The sequence below is a fragment of the Shinella lacus genome, from assembly GCF_010994755.1.
Classification (GTDB): Bacteria; Pseudomonadota; Alphaproteobacteria; order Rhizobiales; family Rhizobiaceae; genus Shinella; species Shinella lacus.
Genome location: NZ_WHSB02000009.1, coordinates 191,319 through 217,795 on the forward strand (window position 1 = coordinate 191,319; position 26,477 = coordinate 217,795).

Below are 26,477 nucleotides of genomic sequence, written 5' to 3' on the forward strand. Positions count from 1 at the left end.
GTCTGCTCTGGTCCACGATGGGGGTGGATCAGACCAAATAACCCTCGTTTGAAGATTTGATGACAGTTCCGTTCACACTTGCTTGCCATCCACCGTCGCCGCCACGCTCGACGCGGATTTCCAGCGTGCGGCCATCGAGAACGAGCGTCGCCTCGTAGCCGTTCCAGGCTGCGGGCAGCACCGGCTCGATAAAGAGACGGCCGCCCTCCCGGCGGATGCCGAGAATGCCCTCGACGGCGGCCCGGTAGAGCCAGCCGGCCGAGCCCGTATACCAGGTCCAGCCGCCGCGCCCCGTCCGCTCGCCTTCGCCATAGACGTCGGCTGCGACGACATAGGGCTCGACGCGGTAGAGCTCGGCCGCCTCCGGGTTCTTGGCATGGTTGACGGGGTTCAGGAGGTTGAAGCAGGTCCAGGCGTCTTCGGCCCGGCCCTGGCGGGCCAGCGCCAGCACGACCCAGGTCGCGGCATGGGTATATTGCCCGCCGTTTTCCCGCACGCCCGGTGGATAGGCCTTGATATAGCCGGGCTCCTGCGGGGTCTCGATGAAGGGCGGGGTGAACAGGCGGATGATGCCGTTTTCCCGGTCGACGAGATCAGCCATGACCGCATCCATCGCCTGGCGCGCGCGGTCCGCATCGCCCTCGCCGGAGAGCACGCTCCAGCTCTGCGCGATGGAATCGATGCGGCATTCGGCATTTCCGGCCGAGCCGAGCGGCGTGCCGTCGTCGAAATAGCCGCGGCGATAATAGGCGCCGTCCCAGCCGACTGTTTCCAGCGCCTGCCGGAGGCGGCCGAGATGGCCTTCCCAGAGATCGGCGCGGCCGTGATCGCCACGCGTGCGGGCGATCGGGATGAAGCCGCGCAGCGTGCCGGCCAGGAACCAGCCGAGCCAGACGCTCGTGCCGCGGCCGGCTTCGCCGACCCGGTTCATGCCGTCGTTCCAGTCGCCGCCGAGCATCAGCGGCAGGCCGTTCTCCCCGGTGCGCTGAAGCGCCAGATCGAGGGCACGAGCGCAATGGTCGTAGAGAGGCGCCTCTTCCGCCGAGCGGCCCGGCTTGAAGAAGGCATCGTGCTGCCCTTCGGCGAGCGGCTGGCCTTCGATGAAGGCGAGCCTTTCGTCGAGCACCGTATTATCCCCGGTGACCCGGCAATAATATTCGACCGCATGGGCCAGCCACACCACGTCGTCGGAGATCGCGGTGCGCACGCCGGCGCCGCTGTCCGGCAGCCACCAATGCTGCACGTCGCCTTCGACGAACTGCCGCGCGGCGGCGTTGAGGATTTGCCCGCGGGCGAGTTCCGGACGATGCAGGATGAAGGCCAGCGTGTCCTGCAACTGGTCGCGGAAGCCATAGGCGCCGCTCGCCTGGTAGAAGGCGGTGCGCGCCAGGATACGGCAACCGAGCGCCTGGTAGGGCAGCCAGTCGTTGACCATGCGGTCGAGGGCGGCATCCGGTGTCTTGACCTGAAGCGTGCCGGTGAAATCGTCCCAATAGCCGCGAATCGCCTTCATGACCGTGTTGAAATCGGCCGTCCGGCTCTTGTCCGCAAGCGTTCGCGCACCGTCCGCATCCTCGGTGTCGCCGAGCACGAAGATCAGTTCGCGCTTCTCGCCCGGCTTCAGCGTGATGTCGACGGCGAGCGCCGCGCAGGGATCGCCGATGCCGTCGGCGGAGCCGGAGAGCGCCTGTCCGCTCACCACCGCCCCCGGCAGCACGATATCGCCGCCGCGGCCGATGAATTCGCGGCGCTTGGCGGTAAAGCCCGCAAGCGGCGCATCGACGGCGAAGAAGCTGGTCCGGCCGGCGAAATCGAAGCTGTAGGGGTTGGTCGCAAAGAGCGCGCCGCCCTCCTCGTCATGGCTGGTCAGCACGAAGGGCGCGGTCTTTGCCGCGTTGTTGCCCATCACCCATTCGACATAGCCGTAGACCGTGAGGCTGCGCTCCGTCTCGCCGGTGTTTTTCACGACGAGGCGGGAATATTTGACCGGTTCCTCGGCGTCGACCGTCTGCACGAGATCGAGCTCGATGCCGTCCTCCCAGCTGCGGAAGGCGCTGTAGCCGAGGCCATGCCAGGTCTCGAACTTCACCGTCGGCTTGCGCGACAGCGCCGCGAACGGCGTCATCACCGTACCGCGATCGCGATCACGCACATAGAAGGCCTCGCCCGGGCGGTTGATCACCGGGTCGTTGGTCCAGGCCGTCAGCTGGAAATCACGCGAATTGCGGCTCCAGGTGAAGCCGGCGCCCTCGCCCGAGACGTGGAAGCCGAAATGCTGGTTGGAGATGACGTTGATCCACGGCTGCGGCGTCGCTTCGCCGCCGCGCAGCCGCATGGCATATTCCCGGCGCTCGCCGTTGAAACCGCCAAAGCCGTTCCAGAAGGTCAGGCCCTCGCCATCGATCGTCACCGGCTCGCCGGCCGGTGGTGCAGCAGGCTTCGGCAAGGTCGGATCGGCCTTCGTCTCCTCGTCGCCGCGCGGCGTGGAGAACAGAGCGACCGTGCGGGCGATCTGGTCCGAAAGGGAGCCGTTGCGGGCATGGAAGACGGCGCGCGCCGTGGCAAGCAGCGCCTGCCAGGTGGAAACCTCCATCAGGTCGCGGCGGACCGCGAAGATATGCTGGCGCACGCCATCGGACTGCCCGCGCATGCGCAGGTTCTCGCACATCTGGTCGAGCGCGTGCTGCATGTCCTGCGCATAGGAGGAGGCGCGTTCGTTGAGGATCACCAGGTCGGCGGTCACGCCGCGGTGGCGCAGATATTCCTGCGCGCGCAGCGCCTCGCGGGCGACATCGAGGTCGATATCGTCGTTGATGCGCAGAACGAAGATCGGGAAGTCGCCCGAGATCGCCAGCGGCCAGAGCGCCGACTGGGCGGTAAGCCCCGTCTGGATGGTGCCGGTATCGGCACGCAGATGCATGTCCGGATAGATCAGGTAGCGGCCGAGCATCTGGAAGCTTGCAGCCTCCTGCGAGGTCACGCCGACATGACGCATGTGAACCTGCGAGCGCGTCCAGGCATGGATCATTTCGTGGTTGAACACGTCCGGATGGCGGTAACGGTCGATCGCGGCGTCCGCTTCGGCGCGGCTGGGCGCCGCGATGGTCCAGAAAATGACCTTGACCTTCTTGCCCGCCGGCACGCGCACGACGCGGCGCAGCGCCATGACCGGATCGAGCGTGAAGCCGTCCGTGCCGGAGAGCTGCGCGCCGGCATCAAAAGCGGCGGCCGTCGTCAGCGAACGGCCGCGGCCGATGAAGCGGCGGCGATCGGTCTCGATCTCGGTGCGGCGCGACGGGCCGGCATTGTCCACGATGAGATGGGCGATCACCATGTCCGGTTCGTTCGGATTGCGCTTCTGGCGCTCGGCGCGGATGACGTCGCCGCGCTTGCCGATCTCCGTCTTGATGAACATTTTCGAGAACATCGGATGGGCGCTGTCGGCATCATCCGTCGAGATGACGGGCTCCATATAGGAGGTCACCTCGATGAAGCGGTCTTCCGTGCCGGTGTTGAGCAGCGTCAGGCGGCGGCCTTCGGCATCGTGCTCGGTGGCGACGATGCATTCGACCTCGCTCGTCAGCGTGCCGACGGTCTTGATGAACTCCGCCTTGTCGTCGCCGAACTGGGTCTTCGTCACCTCGCCATCGATACGCTTCGGCTCGGCGGTAGCGGACCACCACTCGTTCGTCGCGGTATCGCGCAGGAAGAGGAAGGAACCCCAGCGGTCCTCGGTAGGATCGGGCTTCCAGCGCGTCACGGACTGGCCGTTCCAGCGCGAATAGCCGGCACCGGTCGCCGTCAGCATCACCGCATAGTGGCCGTTCGACAGGAAGACGGTCTCGCGTTCCTTGTTGAACGGCTCCTTGATGATGCGGATTTCCGGCCGCAGCAGGTCGGCCTGCGTGCTGCCGACGGTTTCCGGCTCGCGCTTGGCGTTGATGACCGGAATGTCGCGCGGCGCCTTTTCCTGGAGCAGCAGCTCGGCCGCCTCGATGACGGGGTCGGCATGGAAACGCTCGCGCAGCGCGCCGTTGAAGACGACGTTGGCGACGGCGGCGATCGACATGCCGTGATGGTGCGCCATGTAGTTGCGCACGACGGCGCAGGTCTTGCCCTCCGGCACGCGGGTCGGCGTGAAGTCGACCGCATCGTGGAAGCCGTAGACGCCGAGGGCGCCGAGCTTGCGCAGACGTTCGAGGTTTTCCAGCGCCTCCTTCGGCGCATATTGCGCCGCGAGCAGCGAGGCATAGGGCGCGATCACCGCATTCTGGCCGAGGCCGCGCTTCAGGCCGAGCGTCGGCACGCCGAAATTGGTGTACTGGTAGGTCAGCTCATGGTCGCGGGCGTTGAAGGCCGCTTCCGAAATGCCCCAGGGCGTGCCGAGCCGGCGGCCATGGTTCATCTGCTCCACCACGACGAGATTGTTCGTCTGGTTCAAGATGCCGCCCTGGCGCTCCTGCATGACGAGCGGCGGCATCAGGTACTCGAACATCGAGCCGGACCAGGAGACCAGCGCGCCGCGCGAACCGACCGGCACCACCGGACGGCCGAGCTTGTACCAGTGCTCGGTCGGAAGATCGCCCTTGGCGATGGCGAAGAGGCTCGTCAGGCGCGCTTCCGAGGCGAGCAGGTCGTAGCAGGCCTCATCGAGCTCGTTGGTCTCGACGCGGTAGCCGATCGACAGCAGCCGGCGCTCCGGCCGGAACAGGAAGCCGAAATCCATCGAGAAGGCGATGTCGCGTGAACGGTCGCGCAGCACGACCAGGCGGTCGCGCAACGGCTCGATGCTGCCGAGGTCGAAGACGCTATCGGCAATATGCGCCTCGCAGGTCGCAACCAGCGCACCCGCCCATTTGACGAGCTCGCCGCTCTCGGCCGACTTGATCTCGTGGTCGAGGTTGACGATCAGCTTGTTGACGTCGCGCGCCAGCACCGAGAGGTTGATGACACGGATGGAGGCGAATTCGTGCTCGCGCTTGACGGCGGCGAGCGCATTCTGGAAGCCGGCGATGCGCTCCTCGATGAGTCGGCGCAGCGGCCGCACGGTCTTGCGGTCGTCCGGCAGTTGCGCCAGCGTTTCGGAAAGGATCGAGGCGACGTCGCCGATGCCGTCCAGGCTGCCCTGCAGATGCGCCGACGGCGCCTCCGCCCATTCGCGGCACATGGAGGAGATGGCGATGAGGTGGCCGGCAAGGTTGCCGCTGTCGACCGCCGAGACATAGCGCGGGCCCAGCGTTTCCAGCGTGTTGGTGCGATACCAGTTGTAGAGATGGCCACGATATTTCGGCATGCCGTCGATGGTGGCGATCGTCTGTTCGAGACGGCGCACCGTCTCTTCAAACGAGATCCAGCCGAAATCGCGCGCGGAAATCACCGAGAGCAGATAGACGCCGACATTGGTCGGCGAGGTGCGTTCGGCAAGCACCGGCTGCGGCGTTTCCTGGAAGTTGTCCGGCGGCAGGTAGTGCTGCTCGGCGGTGACGAATTCCTCGAAATAGCGCCAGGTGCGCCGCGCGATCTTGCGCAGCTCGCTCGCCACATAGTCGGAGACGACGAGCTGGTCCTCGGTCTCCGCCGTCTGGCTGACATACCAGGCGATCATCGGCGAGAGCGCCCAGACGAGCGCGAAGGGAATGCCGATATAGGGAAGCCCGGTATCCGAGATCATGGCGAGCGCCACGGACAGCACCGCCAGCGCCGGCGCCTGCCACATGGACTTGTAATGGGCGAGGATGCCACCGCGCGCAGCACTGTCGGCCTGCGCGGCCGTGCGCCATTCCAGCATCAGCTTGCGGCTGACCATGGTGCGATAGAGCGAGCGCACGATCGCATCCGCCATCAGCGCCGCCGAATGGGCGATGAAGGCGATGCGCAGCGCCACCTGCGCATTGGCCGCGCGGATATCGGAGAAGACGCGGTGCACATGGGCGCGCGCGACGATGTCGTTGCGGCGCGGCATGACGCCGGAGATCAGCGACAGCGTCGGGGCGACGAAGAGCAGGAAGATCAGCACGAGCTGCCAGATCAGTGCCTGGCGCGGCTCCATATAGTACCAGCCCATGACGGAGGCGACGAGCCAGCCGATCGGGATGAGGCTGCGGCGCAGGTTATCGTACATCTTCCAGCGGCCAAGCATGGAAATGCCGCTCGACGGGCCGAAAATATAGGGCAGAAGCTGCCAGTCGCCGCGCGCCCAGCGATGCTGGCGCGAGGTTTCGACGCCGTAGCGGGTCGGGAAATCCTCCACCAGCTCGACATCCGTCACCAGCGCGCAGCGCGCCAGCGAGCCTTCGAGAAGGTCGTGGCTGAGAACAGAGTTCTCCTCGATGCGGCCCTTCACCGACGCCTCGAAAGCGTCGACGTGATAGAGGCCCTTGCCTGTGAAGGTGCCTTCGCCGACGAAGTCCTGGTAGACGTCGGACACGGTGAAGACATAGGGGTCGATGCCGCGGTCGGCGGAGAAGATGCGCTGGAAGGTCGAGGCTTCCTTGCCCGTCGTCAGCGAAGGGGTCACGCGCGGCTGCAGGATGCTGTAGCCGGCGGTGACTTCGCCCTTGTCCGCGTCGACGACCGGGCGGTTGATCGGGTGGTGCAGCTTGCCGACGAGCTTCGTCACCGCATCGCGCATCAGGCGCGTGTCGGAATCGAGCGTCATGACGTATTTCACGTCCGCCGGCACGATGTTGGCGCCCGGCAGGAAGGTCGTGTCGCCATCACCGCGCAAAAGCAGATTCAGCTCGTGCAGCTTGCCGCGCTTGCGCTCCCAGCCCATCCAGCAGCCTTCGGACGGGTTGAACAGGCGGCGGCGGTGCAGCAGGTAGAAGCGCGTGCGGCCGTCATAGGCATAGCGTGCCGAAAGGGTGGCGATCTCGCGCTTGGCATAGTCGAGCACGTCGAGATCGGCGGGAGATTCCTCGGACGAACTGTCGGCCCAGTCGCTGAGCAGCGAGAAATAGATCTCGCCGCGCGGATTGGCGAGATAGTGGACTTCCAGATTGCGCACCAGCTCGTCGACATGGTCGCGCTTGGAAATCAGACAGGGCACCACGACGAGCGTGCGCGCATCCTCCGGAATCCCGTCCTTGAATTCATAGCCGACGAGGCGCGACGGCGTCACGAAGAAGGTGACGAGCGTGTTGAACAGGCCCGTCGCCCCTTCGGAGGCCGGCAGCGCGAAGAGGATCAGCATGATCAGCCAGGCGCCGTCCGGAATGTCGAGCTGATCGAGGAAATAATAGACCGCGATCATCGCGAGCAGCGTCAGGATGATGTTCGGCCCGGCAATGGCGAACCAGTCGAGCCGGCGCCCGAAGCGCACGACGCGCTGGACGATCGAGGGGCTGTAGTCGATGCGTTTTTCGAGCAGCTTGCGCTTCTTGCCGACGAGGAAGGAGGCGACATTGGCCTGATATTCCGGATCGTCCGCATGGGCCGCGGCGTCTTCCGCCGTCATGGCCAGCGCGATCTCGGTGACTTCCAGCTCGGTCTTGCCGGAACGGCGGGCAAAACGCTCGATCGTGTTGCGGTATTTGTTGCGCGAGCCGAAATCGAGGTCGCTATAGTCCGAACCCTGCCGCAGCGCCTCGTCGAGACGGCTGACGCTTTCGAACCAGACCGGCCATTCCGTGTCGTCGACCGAACGCAGGCTCTTGATGAGCGAGCTCATCGTCACGTTGCCGGAGGAAAGCCGGTTGTTCTCCGCGACGATCAGTTCTTCGAGATCCGTGCCGCGGCTTTCGATCTTGCGCTCCAGCCACTGGATCACCGCGCCGGAGGCCTGGAGGCCGTCGCGCAGGCGATAGAGCAGCTGGATGACGAAGGTGTTGTCCTCGACGAAGCTCTCCATCGACTGGAGATGCGCGATGCACTTTTCCGGATCGTTGAGGCGGATCAGCTCGTCGGCCACCTCGTTGGCCTTGAAGCGCATTTTTCGCGAGCGCTCGACGCGGCTTGATATGCGCCGCAGGTTTTCGAGCAGCACGAAGCGAATGAAGGACGGCAGCGCCCAGAGTTCGCCGATCTTCAGCGCGTCGAGCTTCTGGAAGCCCTGCACGAAGGATGTCAGGCCCTCATGGGAGACGCCGCTATGGGTATGCGCGACATAGAGCCACGCGAGCGCCAGCGTGCGCGGCACCACCTGCCCTTCGATCTGGATGGTCGGCAGCTGGCGGTAGAACCGCCGCGGGAAGTCGCGCCGGACCTCCTGGATCGCCTCTTCGACGACATAATAGTTGTCGAGCAGCCATTCGGCGGCAGGCGTGATCTGGGCGCCCGCTTCGACATCCTTGGCCGTCGCCTGGTAGACGCGAAAGATTTCCTTCTCGTTTTCCTTGTGCCGGGCACGGAATTCGAAGGGCTGGAAGCCGGGCAGCGCCGCGGTCTTGTCGCGCGCCAGCGCTTCACCGCAATCGGCGAGCTCCTCGAGCGACAGATAGGTGGCGCGGATCGAATCGTTATAATCGATCTGCTTGGCGTCGGCGTCGCGCGAAGGGGCTTGCGGCGTATTGTGAAGGGGCATGTTTCTGATTCTGGATCCGGCCATATGGAACCATCCGGCAACGGCCTTTGCGCCGAACGGTTTGTTGCGGGCAGGCTTCATCTCGGTGCCGCGATCAGCCATGAGACCATACGGCGCCCGGATGGCGCGAATGGAATGGACATGGCTCAGGCGACACGCTGCTTGGCATCCTGGCCGCGTGGTGCATGAAAACGGCATTTTTTAGCCGCAAGGACAGAGACTTGCAACATGTCAACATGACCGGATGGCGCAGCATCGACCCTCATTTGTGGTTTTGGTGAATCGCACGACCCGGATGGGGCCGCACGAGCGCATAGGACAGGCGGATGCCAAATGCATGACATGGGGAAAAGTTCCGGACCTCGTGCGAAGCCCGATCCCGCCATTGACTCGGCGGCGCCGCCACGCCAGCTTGGCGCCGTCAGGGTCTTCCGAGTCGAAACGGCTCGGAGGCTAAGAGGGAAGCCGGTGCGATGCTCCAGATCGAGCATCAAGACCGGCGCTGCCCCCGCAACTGTGAACGGCGAGTTTCTGTCGAAGGATGCCACTGGTTTTTACACCGGGAAGGCGAGACAGGAGCGACGACCCGCAAGCCAGGAGACCTGCCCTGACAGCTGTAACGTCCATGGGCGGGGTGTCCCAAGGGTGCGCCTGCTCCCGCATGCGTGCGTCCGGTCATCCCCCAATTCACCGATTGGGGAAACAATGCTTGCCAATACCGACCACGGCCTCTCCGGCACCGGAAAGCCGGAATTCATCTTCATCTCCTGGCTGCTCTGGCAACCGCGCGGCGCCGATCTTGCCGTCGAAGCGCTGAAGGAAGTGCGCAAGCTCGCGCGCTACGAGGGCATCGATCCCGATATCGTGCGTCTGAGGGCGCTGTTCGCCTCGCTTGCCGGCGCGCGCGGGGCGGTGCACTGACGGCTTAACGCATAAAGACATATTGACATAAAGATATCTTTATGTGATCTCCGGTGTAGTATGATGACACCGGAGGGCTTTGCCATGGCCAATTCGCACCTGGACACCCTGTTCGGCCCCGAACTGCCACGCCGCGACGGAAGCGAGGTCCTCGCCGCCCTGCAGGCTGCCGCCCGCGAGCGCATCCTGGTGCTCGACGGCGCCATGGGCACGGAAATCCAGACGCTGAAGCTGGTGGAAGACGATTTTCGCGGCGACCGCTTCGGCGACTGCGCCTGCCACCAGCAGGGCAACAACGACCTGCTGACGCTGACCCAGCCCGGCGCGATCGAGGACATCCACTATCGCTACGCGCTCGCCGGCGCCGATATCCTCGAAACCAACACCTTCTCCTCCACCACCATCGCCCAGGCCGATTACGGCATGGAGGACATGGTCTATGAACTGAACCGCGACGGCGCGCGCCTTGCACGCCGCGCCGGCCTGCGCGCGCAGGAAAAGGACGGCCGCCGCCGCTTCGTCGCCGGCGCGCTCGGCCCGACGAACCGCACCGCCTCCATTTCGCCGGACGTCAACAATCCCGGCTACCGCGCCGTCACCTTCGACGACCTGCGCACCGCCTATGCCGAGCAGGTCCGCGGCCTCATCGACGGCGGCGCCGATATCATCCTGATCGAGACGATCTTCGACACGCTGAACGCCAAGGCCGCGATCTTCGCCACCCGCGAAGTCTTCGAGGAAAAGGACATCCACCTGCCGGTCATGATCTCCGGCACCATCACCGACCTCTCCGGCCGCACGCTGTCCGGCCAGACGCCAGAAGCCTTCTGGAACTCGGTGCGCCACGCCGATCCCTTCTCCATCGGCCTCAACTGCGCGCTCGGCGCCAACGCCATGCGCGCCCACCTCGCCGAAATCTCCTCGGTCGCGCAAACCTTCGTCTGCGCCTATCCCAATGCCGGCCTGCCGAACGCCTTCGGCCAGTATGACGAGACGCCGGACGAGATGGCCGCCCAGATCGAAGGTTTTATGCGCGATGGCTTGGTCAACATCGTCGGCGGCTGCTGCGGCTCGACGCCGGACCATATCCGCGCCATCGCCGCGGCCGCTTCGCGCCATGCGCCCCGCGAAATCCCGGACATCCCGCGCCATATGCGCCTGTCCGGTCTCGAACCTTTCACGCTGACCGACGCCATTCCCTTCGTGAATGTCGGCGAGCGCACCAACGTCACGGGCTCGGCGAAATTCCGCAAGCTGATCACCGCCGGCGACTATGCCGCCGCCCTCGACGTCGCGCGCGACCAGGTGGCGAATGGCGCGCAGATCATCGACATCAACATGGACGAGGGCCTGATCGATTCCGCCCGGGCCATGACGGAATATGTCAACCTCATCGCCGCCGAGCCGGATATCGCCCGCGTTCCCCTGATGATCGACAGTTCGAAATGGGAGGTGATCGAGGCCGGCCTGAAATGCGTGCAGGGCAAGCCGCTGGTCAACTCGATCTCGTTGAAGGAAGGCGAAGAGGCTTTCCTGCACCATGCGAAACTGGTGCGCGCCTATGGCGCCGCCGTCGTCGTCATGGCCTTCGACGAGACCGGCCAGGCCGACACGAAGGCGCGCAAGGTGGATATCTGCACCCGCGCCTACAAGCTGCTCACCGAAGTCGCCGGCCTCGCGCCGGAAGACATCGTCTTCGATCCGAACATCTTTGCGGTGGCCACCGGCATCGAGGAACACGACAATTACGGCGTCGACTTCATCGAGGCGACCGGCGAAATCACCTCCACCCTGCCGCATGTCCACATTTCCGGTGGCGTCTCCAACCTTTCCTTCTCCTTCCGCGGCAACGAGCCGGTGCGCGAAGCCATGCACGCCGTCTTCCTCTACCACGCCATCCAGGCGGGCATGGACATGGGCATCGTGAACGCCGGCCAGCTCGCCGTCTACGACACGATCGAACCGGACCTGCGCGAAGCCTGCGAGGACGTGGTGCTGAACCGCGCGCCCAAGGGCGGCGGCACCGCCACCGAACGCCTGCTGGAGATCGCCGAACGCTTCAAGGGTGCGGCCGGCAAGGAAGCCAAGGAGCGCGACCTCGCCTGGCGCGACTGGGGCGTCGAAAAGCGGCTGGAGCACGCGCTGGTCAACGGCATCACCGAATTCGTCGAGGCCGACACGGAGGAAGCCCGCCAGAACGCCGAGCGCCCGCTTCACGTCATCGAAGGCCCGCTGATGGCCGGCATGAACGTCGTTGGCGACCTTTTTGGCGCGGGTAAGATGTTTTTGCCGCAGGTGGTGAAATCCGCCCGCGTGATGAAACAGGCCGTCGCCGTGCTGCTGCCCTACATGGAGGCCGAAAAGCGCGCGAACGGCGGCAGCGGCGAACGCCAGAGTGCGGGCAAGATCCTGATGGCGACCGTCAAGGGCGACGTGCACGATATCGGCAAGAACATCGTCGGCGTCGTGCTCGCCTGCAACAATTACGAGATCATCGACCTCGGCGTCATGGTGCCGGCAACGAAGATTCTTGAGACGGCGAAGGCCGAAAAAGTCGACATCATCGGCCTGTCCGGCCTCATCACCCCATCGCTCGACGAGATGGTGCATGTCGCCACCGAAATGGAACGCGAAGGCTTCGACATCCCCCTCCTCATCGGCGGCGCCACGACGAGCCGCGTGCACACCGCCGTCAAGATCCACCCGCGCTACGACCGCGGCCAGACCGTCTACGTCACCGATGCCAGCCGCGCCGTCGGCGTGGTCGGCAGCCTGCTGTCGGCCGACATGAAGCCCGGCTACGTCGAGACGCTGAAGGCGGAATACCGCAAGGTCGCCGACGCGCACGCCCGCAGCGAAGCGGAAAAGCAGCGCCTGCCGATCGGCAAGGCCCGAGACAACGCCTTCAAGGCCGACTGGTCCGCCTACCAGCCGAAGACGCCGTCCTTCCTCGGCACCCGCGTCTGGCAGGACTGGGACCTCGCCGACCTCGCCCGCTATATCGACTGGACCCCCTTCTTCCAGACCTGGGAGCTGAAGGGCGTCTACCCGAAAATCCTCGACGACGAAAAGCAGGGACCGGCGGCCCGCCAGCTCTTCGCCGATGCGCAGGCAATGCTCGAAAAGATCATCGCCGAAAAATGGTTCACGCCGAAAGCCGTCATCGGCTTCTGGTCGGCAAACAGCGTGGGCGACGACATCCGCCTCTTCACCGACGAAGCGCGCAACAAGGAACTCGCCACCTTCTTCACGCTCCGCCAGCAGCTTTCCAAGCGCGACGGCCGCCCGAACGTCGCGCTCTCCGACTTCGTCGCCCCGGTTGACAGCGGCAAACAGGATTATCTCGGCGGCTTCGTCGTCACCGCCGGCATCGGCGAGATCGCCATCGCGGAACGTTTCGAGCGGGCGAACGACGACTACAACTCGATCCTCGTCAAAGCGCTCGCCGACCGTTTCGCCGAAGCCTTCGCCGAGCGCATGCACGAAGTGGTGCGCAAGGAACTCTGGGGCTACGCGCCAGACGAGACCTTCGCCCCCACCGACCTCATCGGCGAGCCCTATGCCGGCATCCGCCCCGCACCCGGCTACCCCGCCCAGCCCGACCACACCGAAAAGACGGCGCTCTTCCGCCTGCTCGATGCGGAGAAGGAAATCGGCGTGACGCTGACGGAAAGCTTCGCCATGTGGCCCGGCTCCTCCGTCTCCGGCCTCTACATCGCCTCGCCCGAGAGCTACTATTTCGGCGTCGCCAAAGTGGAGCGCGACCAGGTGGAGGATTATGCGCGGCGCAAGGGCATGTCCGTGATGGAGGTCGAGCGCTGGCTCGGCCCGGTGCTCAACTACGTGCCCGCACCGTCGATGGCCGCCGCCGAATAATCACTCGCCCCGGCCGCGGAAACGGCGCTGGTAGGCGGGATCGTAGAGCGAGCTCTCGCGAAAATCCGCCGCCGCGAGCGTGCGGCCGACGAAGATCAGCGCCGTGCGCTCGATCGGCTCCTCGGCAACCTTCGCCGCAATGTCCGAGAGCGTGCCGCGCACCACGCGCTCGTCCGGCCACGACGCCTTGACGACGATCGCCACCGGGCAATCCGCGCCATAGAGCGGCGTCAGGTCCTCGACGACCTTGTCCAGCGCATGGATCGCCAGATGAATGGCAAGCGTCGCCCCCGTCGCGCCGAAATTTTCCAGCGTCTCGCGGTTCGGCATGGGCGAGGCGCGGCCGGAAACGCGGGTGAGCACCAGGCTCTGCGCCACCGCGGGAATGGTGAGTTCCCGGCCAAGCGCCGCCGCCGCCGCCGCAAAGGAGGGCACGCCCGGCGTCATCGTGTAGGTCAGCCCATGCTTTTCCAGCCGCCGGATCTGCTCGGCGACGGCGCTCCAGACGGAAAGATCGCCGGAATGCAGCCGCGCCACATCCTCCCCCGCCTCCGCCGCGCGCAAAAACTCCGCCTCGATCTCGTCGAGCGAGAGCGGCGCCGTATCGACGATGCGCGCACCGGGCGGGCAATATTGCAAAAGCTCCGGCGAGACGATCGAGCCGGCATAGAGGCAGACCGGGCATTTGCCGATAAGGTCGCGCCCGCGCACAGTGATGAGATCGGCGGCACCCGGTCCGGCGCCGATGAAATGGACGGTCATGTCTCAATCCTCAATATGTTTAGCCGGCTTCACCCAGCGCCATTGCGTGACCGGCATGGCCGGCCGCCAACCCGTCATGGTTCCTACGGGCGATGCCCGCGCGATATCGATGCGGATCAACGAGCCGCCGAGCCGCGCGTGATGCGCAAGAAGCACCGCCTCCATCTCCGTCGTCACCGCATTGGCAACGAGCCGGCCGCCGGGTTTCACCCCAGCCAGCGCCGCCTCCATCACCCCAGCCTCGCTGCCGCCGCCGCCGATGAAGACGGCATCCGGCGCCGCCAATCCGGCAAGCGCCCCCGGCGCCACCCCCTCGACGACCGACAGGCCCGGCACACCAAAATTCTGCGCATTCCGCCGGATGCGGGCGGCACGCTCCGCATGACCCTCGATCGCAATGGCGCGCAGCGACGGATCTGCCAGCATCCACTCAATACCGATCGAGCCCGAACCGGCACCGATATCCCACAGCAGTTCCCCACGCTTCGGCGCAAGGGCGGAGAGCGTCAGCGCCCGCACCTCATGCTTGGTGATCTGGCCGTCATGCTCGAAAAGCCCCTCGTCGAGCCCCGGCGTAAAGGCCAGCACCCGCGCGTCAGCCCCGGCCGCGACCTCGACCGCACAGACATTCAGCATATCCGCACCCACGAGGGCAAACCGGTCCCCCCGATGGCTGCTCACCCGCTCCCGCGCACCACCGAGCGCTTCGAGAACGGTCATCGTCGAGCCGCCAAAACCGCTTTCCGCCAGCAGGCCAGCCAGCGCCGCCGGCCCGTCGCTGTCCGAGGTCAGCGCCAGAATCCGGCTACCGGGATGCAGATGCGGGCGAATGAGATCGATCGGCCGGCCATGCAGCGAGACGCAGACCGTCTCCTGCAAGGCCCAGCCCAGACGCGATGCCGCAAGGCTGAAGGCCGAGGGTGCGGGGAAAACGCGCATCTCCGCCCGCGCAATACGCCGGGACAGCGTAACGCCGACGCCGTAGAAGAACGGATCACCGGACGCGAGCACGACGATGGGCCGGCCCCGAGCGGCAAGCACCGCCTCGACGGAGCGCTCGAACGGGCTGAGCCACACCTGCCGCTCCCCGCGGATCGCCGCATCGGCAAGCTCCAGATGCCGCGCGCCGCCGAAAACGATCTCGGCCGCACCGATCGCAGTCTTGGCCTCGTCACCCAGACCCGCTAGACCATCCTCGCCGATCCCGACGATGGAAAGCCACGGGGCGGCCGAAAGGGACTGATCAGGCGTGGACAAGCGACGCATCCTCATATTGGGCGGCACGACCGAGGCCCGCGATCTCGCAAGCCGGCTTGCCGGAAGACCCGACCTTGCCGTCACGCTGTCGCTCGCCGGCCGCACGCTCGATCCCGCCCCGCAGCCCGTGCCCGTGCGCAGCGGCGGTTTCGGCGGCGTCGAGGGACTTGCCGCCTATCTCGACGATGAGGCCATCGACCTCCTGATCGACGCCACGCATCCCTTCGCCCGGCAGATTTCCGCCAATGCCCACGCGGCGAGCCACACGACCGGCGTGCCGCTGCTGCGGCTGGAACGCCTCGGCTGGGACGAGACCGAAGGCGACCGCTGGACCCGCGTCCCCTCGACCGATGCGGCCGTGGCGGCCGTGGGTGACGAACCGCGCCGCGTGCTGCTGGCGATCGGCCGGCAGGAGGCCAAAACCTTCGATGCCGCCCCGCAGCACCATTATCTCGTGCGCAGCGTCGATCCGGTCGATCCGCCGCTGGACGCGCCACATGTCGAATACCTGCTCGCCCGCGGCCCCTTCGCCGTGGAGGCGGAGGTTGCGCTTCTGCGAGACCACCGCATCGACGTGATCGTCAGCAAGAATTCCGGCGGCGACGCCACCCATGGCAAGATCGTCGCCGCGCGCATTCTCGGCCTGCCCGTCGTGCTCGTCGATCGAGCCGAAGACGGCAAAGGCCACCGTGCCGAAACGGTCGAGGACGCGCTGCGGCTCGCCGATCATCTGCTGGCATCCTTCAGGAACCGCGGCGTATAGACGAGAGCCGGCAGCGAGGGCCGCGCAATGACCCGCGTTTCCGGCGAGCCGATGACCACGCAGGTCGCCATGTCGGCGCGCTCCGCCTCCGCCTCGCCGATCGGCATGACCAGCATTCGCTCATCCGGCCGGCCCGCGGCGCGGCCGAAGATCACCGGCGTTTCCGCCGGCAGCACCTCGCGCAGGATTTCAAAGGCCCGGCCGAGCTGCCAGGGCCTCGCCTTGCTGATCGGATTGTAGAGCGCGATAACGAGGCCGGCTTCCGACACCATCCGCAACCGCTTCTCGATGATCTCCCAGGGTTTCAGATTGTCGGAAAGCGAGATCGCGCAGAAATCATGGCCAAGCGGCGCGCCAATGCGGGCTGCGACCGCCAGCATGGCCGTAACGCCCGGCACGACGACGAGATCGACCGTCTTCCACGTCTCCGGCCCGGCATCGATCGCCTCGCAGACCGCCGCCGCCATCGCAAAAACACCGGGATCGCCGCCCGAGACGACGCAGACATTGCCCCCCGCCGCCGCCCGCTCAAGTGCTGCCTGCGCGCGGTTCAGCTCCTCGCGGTTGTCGGAGGCGACCTTGATCTGGTCCGGCCGAAGATTGAGCCGGTCGATATAGGGGAAGTAGCCGAAGAATTCCGTCGAAGCCTCGACGGCGCGCAGGGCTTCCGGCGTCATCTGGTCCGGATTGCCCGGGCCGGTGCCGATGACGAAGAGTTTTCCGGTCATTCGCGCCCGCTCCAGCCCGGCACGAGCACCAGCGAAAAATAGGGCGCCGTATCGTCGAGCTTTTCCGAAAGCCGCATGGATTTGCCCACCGGCGTGGTGCCGCGCTCGACATAGACGGCCTCGCCGAGCCGGCCGGCATTCGACAGCGCCCGGCGGATTTTCGGAAGGTTGCGGCCGACCTTCATGATGACGGCGGCCTCGGTATCGACGAGCCGGCGCGACAGCTCCTCCTCGCCCATCGTGCCCGGCAGCACGGACAGCACGTCATCGCCCTGCACGATCGGCAGGCCCGAAAGCGACCAGCAGCCGGACATCGCCGTGATGCCGGGGATGACCTCTGTCGGAAACCGATCGGCAAGCCGCACATGCAGGTGCATGTAGGAGCCATAGAACATCGGGTCGCCTTCCGACAGGATCGCCACCGTTCGCCCGGCTGCGAGATGCTCGGAGACCGCCGCCGCGGAGGCATCGTAGAAGGCCGTGATCTGGCTCTTGTAGTCGTCGTGGTCCTTGTGAATTTCGGTCGTCACCGGATAGTAGAGCGGCAGCTCCACCATGCCGGGCTTCAACAGCCCCTCGACGATCGCCCGCCCATTGCCCGTGCGGCCGGCCTTGGCGAAATAGGCGAGCACATCCGCCTCGCCGATCGCCCGCACCGCCTTCAATGTCAGCAGTTCCGGATCGCCCGGCCCCGTGCCCACGCCAAAAAGTCGTCCCGTCACCGTCGCCACCATGTTCATAGTCCCGGCCTCGCCAGCGAATTGAGGGCGGCCGCTGTCATGGCGCTGCCGCCGAGGCGGCCGCGCACGATGGCATAGGGCACGCCATAGGAATTTTCCGCCAGCGCATCCTTGGATTCCGCAGCCCCCACGAAACCGACCGGCATGCCGAGGATCGCAGCCGGTTTCGGCGCGCCGTCGCGCAGCAGTTCGAGCAGGTAGAACAGCGCCGTCGGCGCATTGCCGATCGCCACCACGGAGCCCGCCATGCGATCGAGCCAGAGCCGGATGGCGGCCGCCGAGCGTGTGTTGCCGCTTTCCGCGGCAAGTTCTGGCGTGCGCGGATCGCGCAGCGTGCAGATGACGTCATTGTTCGCCGGCAAACGCGCCGCCGTCACGCCGCGCGCGACCATTTCGGCATCGCAGAAGATCGGCGCGCCGGCCTGAAGGGCTGCGCGTGCGGAGGCGACGAAATCCGGCGAGAAGACGAAATGCGGTGCCGCCTCGACCAAGCCGGCGGCATGGATCATGCGCACCGCCACATCGGCTTCCGCCTCGGAGAAGCGCGACAAATCGGCCTCCGCACGGATGATGGCGAAGGATTTTTCATAGATGGCGTTGCCATCCTTGATGTAGTCGTACTCGGTCATGTGAGGCCTTGATATGCGGAAGCGAGGGTCGCGGGCGCGGTGCGGTCGAGCAGGCTCTTGGCCGTCTCGTTTTCCGCGCGGCGCGCGCGCAGGAGGGTGCCGATACGCTGGATGGCAGACTCCAGCGTATCGGGCGAAACCGTTGCCGCGGGCATGTCGCCAGCCCGGCCATGCGCGACGAGACCGATGCCGGTTACCGTGCCGCAAAGCGTGACGGCGGCGACGGCCGGATGGGCGCAGCCCTTCGCGCAGCCGGAAATGTGCACGTCGACGGAACCATCCAGCAGGGCACCCGCATGGGCCACCATAGCGTCGGCCGCCGCATGGGTGTCGAAGGTGCCGGAAGCGCAGCCGGCGGCCCCGGCGCAGATCGAGATCGCGCGCCCCGGCGCATCGGCCGAGCTCCAGAACCCTTCGCGATCCGCATGCGCCCGCGCAGCGGCAAGCGTCGCCTCGGAGAGGCCGCGGACCAGAAGTGTGCGGTGGGGTGCAAGGCGGAATTCGACGGCACCGCAGGCGGAAAGCCCGTCCAGAAGGGCAGCCAGATGGTCTGCATGCATCTGGCCATAGGCGGGCGCAAGGCCGAGCACGGTTTCGCCACCGATGTCGTGAAGGCCGAGCGGATGCCGCGACGATGCGGCGGGAAGAGCAAGCGGCACCTGACCCGCATCCAGCGCCTCCGGGTCAAGATCACGGCCCCGCGCGGCAGGGCCGATAGCGGCAAGAGCCTTGACCACCGTCATGGTGCCATCGATGACCGCTTCACGAGAGAGCAGGGCCACGGCCGTCGCGGTCGTCCGGTCTCCGCCCACCGAGAGCCGCCAGGCAAATCCCTCCGGCTGCACAACGGCATCGAGCCGGATATCGGCAACCATGTCGGCAAGATTAAGCTGACCACCACCATCGACGACAATGGCGAGTTTCGGCGCAAGCCGGAGCCCCGCATCCACGATGGCGCGACGAAGCGCTTCGGCAACCAGAGTCGCATCGGCGATTTCAGATGGGTCGATGCCCGCAAGCGGCGGCACCTCGATCGCGACACCCGTTTGCGGCACGATGCCGGCGGCGGCAAGGCCCGCGGCGAGGCGCGGCACCGTATCCGCGCTCAGGCCCCGAAGCTGGACATTGCCGCGGGCGGTGATCTCGATCAGCCCGTTGCCGTGTTCGCGCGCGAGATCGGTAAGCGCATGCAGGTCTTGCGCGGTGAGCGCTGTCGCGACGGGCCGCAGGCGCACCAGCAGGCCGTCCCCTGTCTGCATCGGCGTCGCAATGGACGGACAGGCACCGCGGCGGAGGGCGGTGCGCTCAAGGGCGAGGGTCGCCGTCATGCCGCGCCCTCCTCGCTCTCGGTCGCCGGGCGGCGGATCAGGTAGGTGTCCATGATCCAGCCGTGTTTTTCACGCGCATCGCGACGGGTGTCGCTGATGGTTTGCGCTATCTCGGCAAGCTTGCCGGAGAGCAGGATTTCGTGCGGCGTGCCGAGATAGGCGCCCCACCAGATATCCGCCTCCGCATCCTCCACCGTGCGAAAGGCCTGCACGCCATCCAGCATGACCAGCGCGTCGCGCGTGCCCTCCGGCCAGCCTTCGGAAAGCCTGCGGCCAGTGGTGATTTGCACCGGCAGGCCGATGCGGTTCAGCGCGATGCCGTGGCTGGCGCACAGCGCCTGCACGCTCGTAATGCCGGGAATGACCTCCGTCTCGAAGGCGACGCGGCCGGCGGCGCGGACATGCTCAACGATGCGCAGCGTGCTGTCGTAGAGCATCGGATCGCCCCAGACGAGCAGGCCGAGTGTCTCGTCCTCGCCAACCTCGTTGACGAGCGTGCGTTCGTAGACCGCAGCGATGGCGCGGTGCCAGTCCTGCACGCCGTCCTCATAGGAACCGTCGGCGCGGCGCACCGGCACGGCATAGTCATGGATGCGGCAGGCAGGATTGGTCAGGAACCGGTCGCAGATCTCGCGGCGCGCGTCGGCGAGAAAGGCCTTCTCGTCGCCTTTGGTCGGTATAAGGAGCACATCCGCCCGGTTCAGCGCATTGATCGCCTGAACTGTCATGTGCTCGGGATTGCCCGCGCCGATCCCGATGACCAGTAGTTTTCTCAAATTCCGTCTCCCGTGCGGCATCCGCTCCCGGTTTGCGGCCCGATTTGGGTCCCGCACCCCTTCCTAATCCCAAAAGCCGGCGGAAAACAGTCCCCGAAACGCGTCCTTTGCCGGTCTTTTTGAGACCTAAGCCGCTGCGCGGCTCGTGAGGTACGCGCGGGGCGAGGCGCCCAGCATGCGCTTGAACATAGTGGTGAAGGCCGGCACGCTTTCATAACCCGTGTCGAGCGCCACCCGCGTCACCGGCTCGCCGGCGGCAAGCCGCGGCAGGCAGGCGAACAGACACGCCTGTTGCCGCCAGGTGACGAAGCTCACGCCCATCTCCTCGCGAAAGAACCGCGTGAAGGTGCGCCGGCTCATGTTGAGGTGTCTTGCCCAGTCGTCGATCTTCGCCGTCGGCGACGGCTGCTCGACGAAATCGCGGCAAAGCTCGGCCAGCCGCCCGCTTGCCGGAAAGGGCAGGCCGAGCCGGCGTTCCGGCAGGCGGCCGATCTCGTCGAGCAGCAGCGCCATCACCAGTTCCGCCCGCCCGCGCTCTTCGGGAACCGGCCCCTGCCGCACCGCCTCGGTGATAAGCTGGCGGGCAAGATCCGTTACCTCCAGCACGGCCGGCTCCAGCGAGGCCGCCAGCCCTTCCGGCGAATAGATATAGACCGAGCGCATGCTGACATCGCTGTACATCTCGACGGAATGTTCCAGCCCGCGCGGAATGAGCAGGGCATGGCCGGGCGGGATCATCCAGCGGCCGCGCTCCGTGCCGACCAGCACGACGCCGGCAAAGACGCAGAGAAACTGCGTGCGCCGGTGGCGGTGCGGCGGCACGACATACCCGCCCGGAATCTCCGAACTGCGGATGAGAACATCCTCGTTGGACTGTTCCATCTGCGAATGCGTGCGGATGTGATCGTCGTCGAGCGCCCGCAGGCGCTCCTGGGTGAGTTTTTCCATCTTTGGCCCACTCGCGTAAGAAATGGACCTCAGCACAAAAGCAGGCCGCAGGCAATCCTTGTATGAGAGCGGCAAAAGACGCCATACCGGGCGGATCATTCGAGGCCATTATGTCCACTGTCGTTCCCGCAGCGCCCCGGGCCGCTGCCAGCACCACCTATTCCATCATCGTCGCCGTCAGCGTCTGCCACATGCTGAACGACATCATGCAGTCGCTGCTGACGTCGCTCTATCCGCTCCTGAAAGAAAACTACGCGCTCGACTTCGTGCAGATCGGCCTGCTCACCATGGCTTTCCAGGTCACGGCCTCGCTCCTGCAGCCGGCCGTCGGCATCGTCACGGACCGCTGGCCGATGCCCTTCTCGCTGCCGGTCGGCATGGGAAGCACCTTTGTCGGCCTCATCCTGCTCGCCTATGCGCATTCCTTCCCCATGCTGGTCTTCGGCGCCTGCCTGATCGGCCTCGGCTCGGCGATCTTCCATCCGGAATCCTCGCGAGTCGCGCGCCTTGCCTCGGGCGGCCGCCACGGTCTCGCGCAGTCGATGTTCCAGGTGGGCGGCAATGCCGGCACGGCGATCGGCCCGCTGCTCGCCGCCTTCATCGTGCTGCCCTTCGGCCAGACGAGCGTCGCCTGGTTCTCCGCCGTCGCACTGGTCGGCATGGTCCTGCTCACCTGGGTCGGCAACTGGTATGCCGGTGAACGCCGGCTTGCCGCCGGCCGCCCGGCCGTCAGCCGCGAACTGCCGCTGGCGCGCGGCCGCGTCATGTGGGCCTTCGCCGTGCTCGTGCTGCTGACGACCACGAAGAACGTCTACCTCTCCAGCCTTTCCAGCTACTTCACCTTCTACACGATCGAGAATTTCGGCCTCGGCGTGCGCGATGCCCAGCTCATGCTATTCCTCTTCCTCGGCGCGTCGGCCGTCGGCGTCTTCATGGGCGGCCCGATCGGCGACCGCTTCGGCACGCGCTTCGTCATCTGGTTCTCGATCCTCGGCGTCATCCCCTTCGCGCTGCTGCTGCCCTATGCCAACCTCTTCTGGACGGGCGTGCTGACGGTGCTGATCGGCCTGATCTTCTCCTCGGCGTTCTCCGCCATCGTCGTCTTCGCGCAGGAGCTGGTGCCGGGCCGCGTCGGCATGATCGCCGGCATCTTCTTCGGCTTCGCCTTCGGCGCAGGCGGCCTCGGCGCCGCCGTGCTCGGCGGCTTCGCCGACACGCACGGCATCAACTTCATCTACAAGATCTGCTCCTACATGCCGCTGCTCGGCATCCTGACGATCCTGCTGCCACGCCTGCCCGGCAAGCACTGAGACACAAAAAAAACGCCCGGCTTAGACCGGGCGTTTTTCATTGCAGGAAAATCTCAGATCCGCGCCCCGGCAAAATGCGCGATCTGCGCGCCGAGCTCGTAATAGCCCTCGCGCACCGAGCGGAAAGACTGCGCCTCCGGTTCGCTCACCGGCAGGGGCAGGTCCTTTTCCGCGATCTCGCCGGAAACGAGCTGCGCCAGCGTGCGGCCGAAGACGGTGCCAGGCGCGATGCCGCGGCCGTTATAGCCGGAAAAGCCGATGACATTCTCGGCAAGGCGGTGGAAGCGCGGCAGGTTGTCGGCGGTCATGCCGATCTTGCCGTACCATTCCGCCTCGAAGGCAATGTCGCCGATCTCCGGAAACAGCTTTTTCAGCGCGCGCCGCGCCCAGGCCTTGTGGATGCCGGTGCCGGTGCCGCGCAGGGCGCCGACGCTGCCGAACACCAGCCGGCCGCGCTTGTCGAAGCGGAAGGAGGAGAGGATCTCCTTCGTATCCCATGCACCCTGCTTTTCCGGCAAAATCTTCGCCTGCATCTCGGGCGAAAGCGGCACCGTGGCGAAGTTGAAATAGGGCAGGTGCAGCAGTTCGGCGCGCACCTCGTTCCACGGCGCCACCGTATAGGCGTTGGTGGCGACGACCACCCAGTCCGCCGTCACCGAGCCGCGCGCGGTGTTGACCGTCCAGCGCTTGCCCGTCCGCTCCGCGCCCGTCACCGGACTTGCGGTGAAAACCTGTGCCCCGGCCGCAATCGCCGCCCGTGCCAGGCCGCGCGCATAGGCGAGCGGCTGGATCGTGCCGGCGCGCAGGTCGAGCAGCGAGCCGGCATAGGCGTCCGTGCCGACCTTCACCGCCGTCTCGGCCGCATCGAGCAGCCGCACCGGCGCACCACGGCGCGCCCATTGTTCGGCGCGCTGCTTCAGTTCGTCGAGGCCCGACTGGCCGACGGCGCAATGCAGCGTGCCGACCGGGTTGATCTCGCAGTCGATGCCGTGTTTCTCGACGAGGTCGAACACCGCGCGCGGCGCATTGCCGAGAAGCTCCAGCAGCCGGCCGCCATGCAGCTCGCCCAGCACGCCGGGCAGTTCGTCCGGCATCACCCACATGCCGGCATTGACGAGGCCGACATTGCGCCCCGAGCCGCCATAACCGATCTCCGCCCCTTCGAGCAGCACGACCCGCGTGCCGCGCTCCGCCAGGTGCAGCGCCGTCGAAAAGCCGGTGTAACCGCCGCCGACGATCACCACATCCGCCTCCGCCTTTCCGGAAAAGGCGACGGTTTCGGGTGCGGGCGGAGCGGTCATCTCCCAAAGGCCATGGGAGCGCGGGTCGTTGAGCATGGGCGTCTGTCTTTTCCGGAGGAGAATTTTCTGGCCGCACCATCGGCGATGCGGCACCGGGACTAAAGCAAAAATTGCGAACGGGGTCATGCCCCGCCCGCATGACACGCGCGTTCAGGGAACTTCCTTGGCAATCCACGCGCGAAAAGCCTGGCTCAGCGGGTTTTCCAGTTTTCCCTCCGGCAGGACGAGGTAATAGCTGTTCTGCGTCTCCATCGGCCGGTCGAAGACCACCGCGAGCCGGCCGCTCGCCAGTTCCTGCTCGATGAGGTAGCGCGGCAGCAGCGCGAAGCCGAGGCCTGCAACGGCCGATTCGATCACCATGGCGAACTGGTCGAAGCGGTGGCCGCGATAGGCCGTGTCCGACGCGCCGCCATTCAGCTCGAACCACTGCGCCCATAATTTCGGCCGTGTCGCGAGATGCAGCAGCGGCGCGGCCTCCAGGTCCTTCGGCTCGGAAAGGTTCCAGGACTCCAGCAGCTCCGGGCTCGCCGCCGGCAGGATGACCTCGCTGCACAGATAGGAACAGGCCGCCCGCGCCCAGACCGGCTGGCCATAGTGGATCGCGAGATCGAAATTCTCCTCGTCGAAATCGAACGGCGCGGAACGCGAGGCGATGTTGACGATCGTGCCGGGATGCTGGGCGAGGAAGGCCGGAATGCGCGGTGTCAGCCAGCGGCTGCCGAAGGTCGGCAGCGTCGCGATGGAGAGGCTGTGTTCGGAGGAGGCCGACGCCATGGCGCGCAGCATGGTCTCTTCCGTCTGGTGCAAGAGCTTGCGCACCTCCGGCAGGAAGCGTCGCCCGTCCTCCGACAGCACGACGCGCTGGCGCACGCGCTCGAACAGCAGCACGCCGAGCTGTTCCTCCAGGTCCTTGATCTGCCGGCTGACGGCGCTCTGGGTAAGGTTCAGCTCGTGGGCGGCCTGCGTGAAGCTGCCATGACGCGCGGCGCATTCGAACGCCTGCAGCGTGGTGACGTCCGGGATCAGCCTTCGACTGAGCTTCATTCTTTCCTCGCATCAACATAGTCAGAACGGTCGCAATCGCTCAAGAAAACGATCCGGTATGATCCGTTTTGAGAATGAACAGGGCCTCCCCCCTTGTAAAGCAATTCGAGGAAAAGTGTGAAACGGTTTTCCATCCGGAATTGCGTTTAAACAGATGAGACCGCTTCCCATGAAAGCAAATTCGCACGTTTCCGCCGACAAGATCCGCTCGGATTTCTCCGCCGCCATGTCCGCCATGTACCGGGACGAGGTTCCGGCCTATGGCACGCTGATGTCCCTGGTCGCCACGGTGAACGCGGAAACGCTCGCCGCCGATCCCCATCTGAAGGATCGCCTAGAAGCGACCGACTCGCTCGACCGCATCTCCGAAGAGCGCCACGGCGCCATCCGCCTCGGCACGCGCGAAGAGCTGTCCATGATGCGCCGCGTCTTCGCCGTCATGGGCATGTATCCGGTCGGCTATTATGACCTCTCGACGGCCGGCGTTCCCGTCCACTCCACCGCCTTCCGCCCGGTCGGCGCGGAAAGCCTGAGCCGCAACCCGTTCCGCGTCTTCACCTCGCTGCTCCGTCTCGATCTGATCGCCGACGAAGCGCTGCGCCATGAGGCCGCCGAGGTGCTTGCAGCGCGAAAAATCTTCACCAACGAAGCCGTCGCGCTCGTCGAAAGGGCGGAGTATGAAGGTGGCCTCGATGCCGCCGATGCCGCCCGCCTTGTGAGCGAAGTGCTCGAAACCTTCCGCTGGCACGACCACGCCATCGTCAGCACCGACATGTACAAGCGCCTGCACGATGCGCACCGCCTCATCGCCGATGTCGTCTCCTTCAAGGGCCCGCATATCAACCACCTGACGCCGCGCACGCTCGACATCGACAAGGTGCAGGCCCGCATGCCGGAAGAGGGCATCGCGCCCAAGGCCATCGTCGAAGGCCCGCCCACCCGCGCATGCCCGATCCTGCTGCGCCAGACCTCGTTCAAGGCGCTGGAAGAGGCCGTCTCCTTCATCGGCGCCGACGGCAGCTGGCAGAAGGGTTCGCACACGGCCCGCTTCGGCGAGATCGAACAGCGCGGCATAGCGCTGACGCCGAAGGGCCGCGCCCTCTACGACAAACTTTTGAACGACACCCGCGCCCGCGTGCGCCCAGCCGCCGATGGCTCCAACGCAGCCGAATACGAGGCAGCCCTTGCCGATGTCTTCAAGGCTTTCCCGGACGATTGGGACGGCATCCGCAAGGCCGGCCTCGGCTATTTCAGCTACTCGCTGACCGAAAAGGGCAGAAACGTCTCCGGCCGCCGAGCCGATCTCGAAACCGCCATCGAAGCCGGCCTCATCCGCTTCGACCCGATCGTCTACGAAGACTTTTTGCCGGTCAGCGCCGCCGGCATTTTCCAGTCGAACCTCGGCGACGACGCGGCGCAGGATTTCGTTGCAAGCCCCAACCAGGTGATGTTCGAGCGCGACCTGGGCGCGACGGTACTCGACGAATTCGCCCACTATGCCGGCATCCAGCGCGCCTCGCTTGAAATGTGCCTCGGCATCGTCAACATGGCGGCCGCTGCGGAGTAAGGGACA

Annotated in this window: 16 protein-coding genes and 1 riboswitch; of the genes, 5 read left to right on the forward strand and 11 right to left on the reverse strand. The window is 66.0% G+C overall.

Annotated elements, in window-relative coordinates; genetic code table 11:
- Positions 1–28: 28 nt before the first annotated feature.
- Positions 29–8,521 carry a glycoside hydrolase family 94 protein gene (locus GB927_RS22995; protein ID WP_256119550.1) on the reverse strand — a complete coding sequence of 2,831 codons (8,493 nt, stop codon included), beginning with the start codon at positions 8,519–8,521 and terminating at the stop codon, positions 29–31.
- 407 nt (positions 8,522–8,928) lie between these two features.
- Positions 8,929–9,145: riboswitch (cobalamin riboswitch) on the forward strand.
- Positions 9,146–9,226: 81 nt separating this feature from the next.
- On the opposite strand from GB927_RS22995, the gene GB927_RS23000 reads away from it, so the two are divergent.
- Positions 9,227–9,442, forward strand: coding sequence for a hypothetical protein (locus tag GB927_RS23000; protein ID WP_256119551.1), 216 nt, complete (start codon positions 9,227–9,229; stop codon positions 9,440–9,442).
- Positions 9,443–9,526: 84 nt separating this feature from the next.
- A complete protein-coding gene (gene metH / locus GB927_RS23005) occupies positions 9,527–13,318 on the forward strand; it encodes a methionine synthase (RefSeq protein ID WP_256119552.1) in 3,792 nt (1,263 codons plus the stop codon).
- Here metH and cobM read toward each other — a convergent pair whose 3' ends face one another.
- On the reverse strand, positions 13,319–14,080 hold the full coding sequence (gene cobM, locus GB927_RS23010) for a precorrin-4 C(11)-methyltransferase (protein ID WP_256119553.1): 762 nt from the start codon (positions 14,078–14,080) through the stop codon (positions 13,319–13,321). It abuts the gene before it with no gap.
- Between the two features lie 3 nt (positions 14,081–14,083).
- Entirely contained in the window at positions 14,084–15,346 is a 1,263-nt protein-coding gene (cbiE, locus tag GB927_RS23015; protein ID WP_439655522.1) for a precorrin-6y C5,15-methyltransferase (decarboxylating) subunit CbiE, read from the reverse strand.
- On the opposite strand from cbiE, the gene GB927_RS23020 reads away from it, so the two are divergent.
- Positions 15,330–16,100: a cobalt-precorrin-6A reductase gene (locus tag GB927_RS23020; RefSeq protein ID WP_256119555.1), complete on the forward strand. Its 771-nt coding sequence runs from the start codon at positions 15,330–15,332 to the stop codon at positions 16,098–16,100. The two genes, cbiE and GB927_RS23020, sit on opposite strands and share 17 nt — an antisense overlap.
- Here the strand turns inward: GB927_RS23020 and GB927_RS23025 are convergent.
- The 6 genes from GB927_RS23025 to GB927_RS23050 form a co-directional block, all read right to left on the reverse strand.
- Positions 16,064–16,828 (reverse strand): precorrin-3B C(17)-methyltransferase, encoded by a 765-nt coding sequence (locus tag GB927_RS23025; RefSeq protein WP_256119556.1) that lies wholly within the window; start codon positions 16,826–16,828, stop codon positions 16,064–16,066. The two genes, GB927_RS23020 and GB927_RS23025, sit on opposite strands and share 37 nt — an antisense overlap.
- Positions 16,825–17,562 (reverse strand): precorrin-2 C(20)-methyltransferase, encoded by a 738-nt coding sequence (locus GB927_RS23030; protein ID WP_256119557.1) that lies wholly within the window; start codon positions 17,560–17,562, stop codon positions 16,825–16,827. The genes GB927_RS23025 and GB927_RS23030 overlap by 4 nt, the downstream gene beginning before the upstream one ends.
- A 2-nt stretch (positions 17,563–17,564) precedes the next feature.
- Positions 17,565–18,197: a precorrin-8X methylmutase gene (locus tag GB927_RS23035; protein ID WP_256119558.1), complete on the reverse strand. Its 633-nt coding sequence runs from the start codon at positions 18,195–18,197 to the stop codon at positions 17,565–17,567.
- A complete protein-coding gene (gene cobG / locus GB927_RS23040; RefSeq protein WP_256119559.1) occupies positions 18,194–19,525 on the reverse strand; it encodes a precorrin-3B synthase in 1,332 nt (443 codons plus the stop codon). Before cobG ends, GB927_RS23035 begins: the two co-directional genes overlap by 4 nt.
- Entirely contained in the window at positions 19,522–20,301 is a 780-nt protein-coding gene (gene cobF / locus GB927_RS23045) for a precorrin-6A synthase (deacetylating) (RefSeq protein ID WP_256119560.1), read from the reverse strand. The genes cobG and cobF overlap by 4 nt, the downstream gene beginning before the upstream one ends.
- Positions 20,302–20,427: 126 nt before the next feature.
- Positions 20,428–21,249: an AraC family transcriptional regulator gene (locus GB927_RS23050; protein WP_256119561.1), complete on the reverse strand. Its 822-nt coding sequence runs from the start codon at positions 21,247–21,249 to the stop codon at positions 20,428–20,430.
- A gap of 110 nt (positions 21,250–21,359) precedes the next feature.
- Between GB927_RS23050 and GB927_RS23055 the strand changes: the two genes are divergently transcribed.
- On the forward strand, positions 21,360–22,559 hold the full coding sequence (locus GB927_RS23055; protein ID WP_256119562.1) for an MFS transporter: 1,200 nt from the start codon (positions 21,360–21,362) through the stop codon (positions 22,557–22,559).
- A 53-nt stretch (positions 22,560–22,612) separates the two neighbouring features.
- On the opposite strand, the gene GB927_RS23060 is transcribed toward GB927_RS23055, so the two are convergent.
- A complete protein-coding gene (locus GB927_RS23060; protein ID WP_256119563.1) occupies positions 22,613–23,896 on the reverse strand; it encodes an NAD(P)/FAD-dependent oxidoreductase in 1,284 nt (427 codons plus the stop codon).
- A gap of 114 nt (positions 23,897–24,010) precedes the next feature.
- A complete protein-coding gene (locus GB927_RS23065; RefSeq protein ID WP_256119564.1) occupies positions 24,011–24,904 on the reverse strand; it encodes a LysR family transcriptional regulator in 894 nt (297 codons plus the stop codon).
- Between the two features lie 169 nt (positions 24,905–25,073).
- On the opposite strand from GB927_RS23065, the gene hglS reads away from it, so the two are divergent.
- Positions 25,074–26,471: a 2-oxoadipate dioxygenase/decarboxylase HglS gene (gene hglS / locus GB927_RS23070; protein WP_256119565.1), complete on the forward strand. Its 1,398-nt coding sequence runs from the start codon at positions 25,074–25,076 to the stop codon at positions 26,469–26,471.
- The last annotated feature ends 6 nt before the right edge of the window (positions 26,472–26,477 follow it).

Bases quoted from the DNA above. Each gene is read 5' to 3' on its own strand.
- GB927_RS23030 (WP_256119557.1), bottom strand. From the start codon at position 17,562: ATGGTGGCGACGGTGACGGGACGACTTTTTGGCGTGGGCACGGGGCCG.
- GB927_RS23060 (WP_256119563.1), bottom strand. From the start codon at position 23,896: ATGCTCAACGACCCGCGCTCCCATGGCCTTTGGGAGATGACCGCTCCG.
- GB927_RS23065 (WP_256119564.1), bottom strand. From the start codon at position 24,904: ATGAAGCTCAGTCGAAGGCTGATCCCGGACGTCACCACGCTGCAGGCG.
- cobG (WP_256119559.1), bottom strand. From the start codon at position 19,525: ATGACGGCGACCCTCGCCCTTGAGCGCACCGCCCTCCGCCGCGGTGCC.
- hglS (WP_256119565.1), top strand. From the start codon at position 25,074: ATGAAAGCAAATTCGCACGTTTCCGCCGACAAGATCCGCTCGGATTTC.
- GB927_RS23000 (WP_256119551.1), top strand. From the start codon at position 9,227: ATGCTTGCCAATACCGACCACGGCCTCTCCGGCACCGGAAAGCCGGAA.
- cbiE (WP_439655522.1), bottom strand. From the start codon at position 15,346: ATGCGTCGCTTGTCCACGCCTGATCAGTCCCTTTCGGCCGCCCCGTGG.
- GB927_RS23050 (WP_256119561.1), bottom strand. From the start codon at position 21,249: ATGGAAAAACTCACCCAGGAGCGCCTGCGGGCGCTCGACGACGATCAC.
- GB927_RS22995 (WP_256119550.1), bottom strand. From the start codon at position 8,521: ATGCCCCTTCACAATACGCCGCAAGCCCCTTCGCGCGACGCCGACGCC.
- GB927_RS23055 (WP_256119562.1), top strand. From the start codon at position 21,360: ATGTCCACTGTCGTTCCCGCAGCGCCCCGGGCCGCTGCCAGCACCACC.
- cobM (WP_256119553.1), bottom strand. From the start codon at position 14,080: ATGACCGTCCATTTCATCGGCGCCGGACCGGGTGCCGCCGATCTCATC.
- metH (WP_256119552.1), top strand. From the start codon at position 9,527: ATGGCCAATTCGCACCTGGACACCCTGTTCGGCCCCGAACTGCCACGC.
- GB927_RS23025 (WP_256119556.1), bottom strand. From the start codon at position 16,828: ATGACCGGAAAACTCTTCGTCATCGGCACCGGCCCGGGCAATCCGGAC.
- GB927_RS23035 (WP_256119558.1), bottom strand. From the start codon at position 18,197: ATGACCGAGTACGACTACATCAAGGATGGCAACGCCATCTATGAAAAA.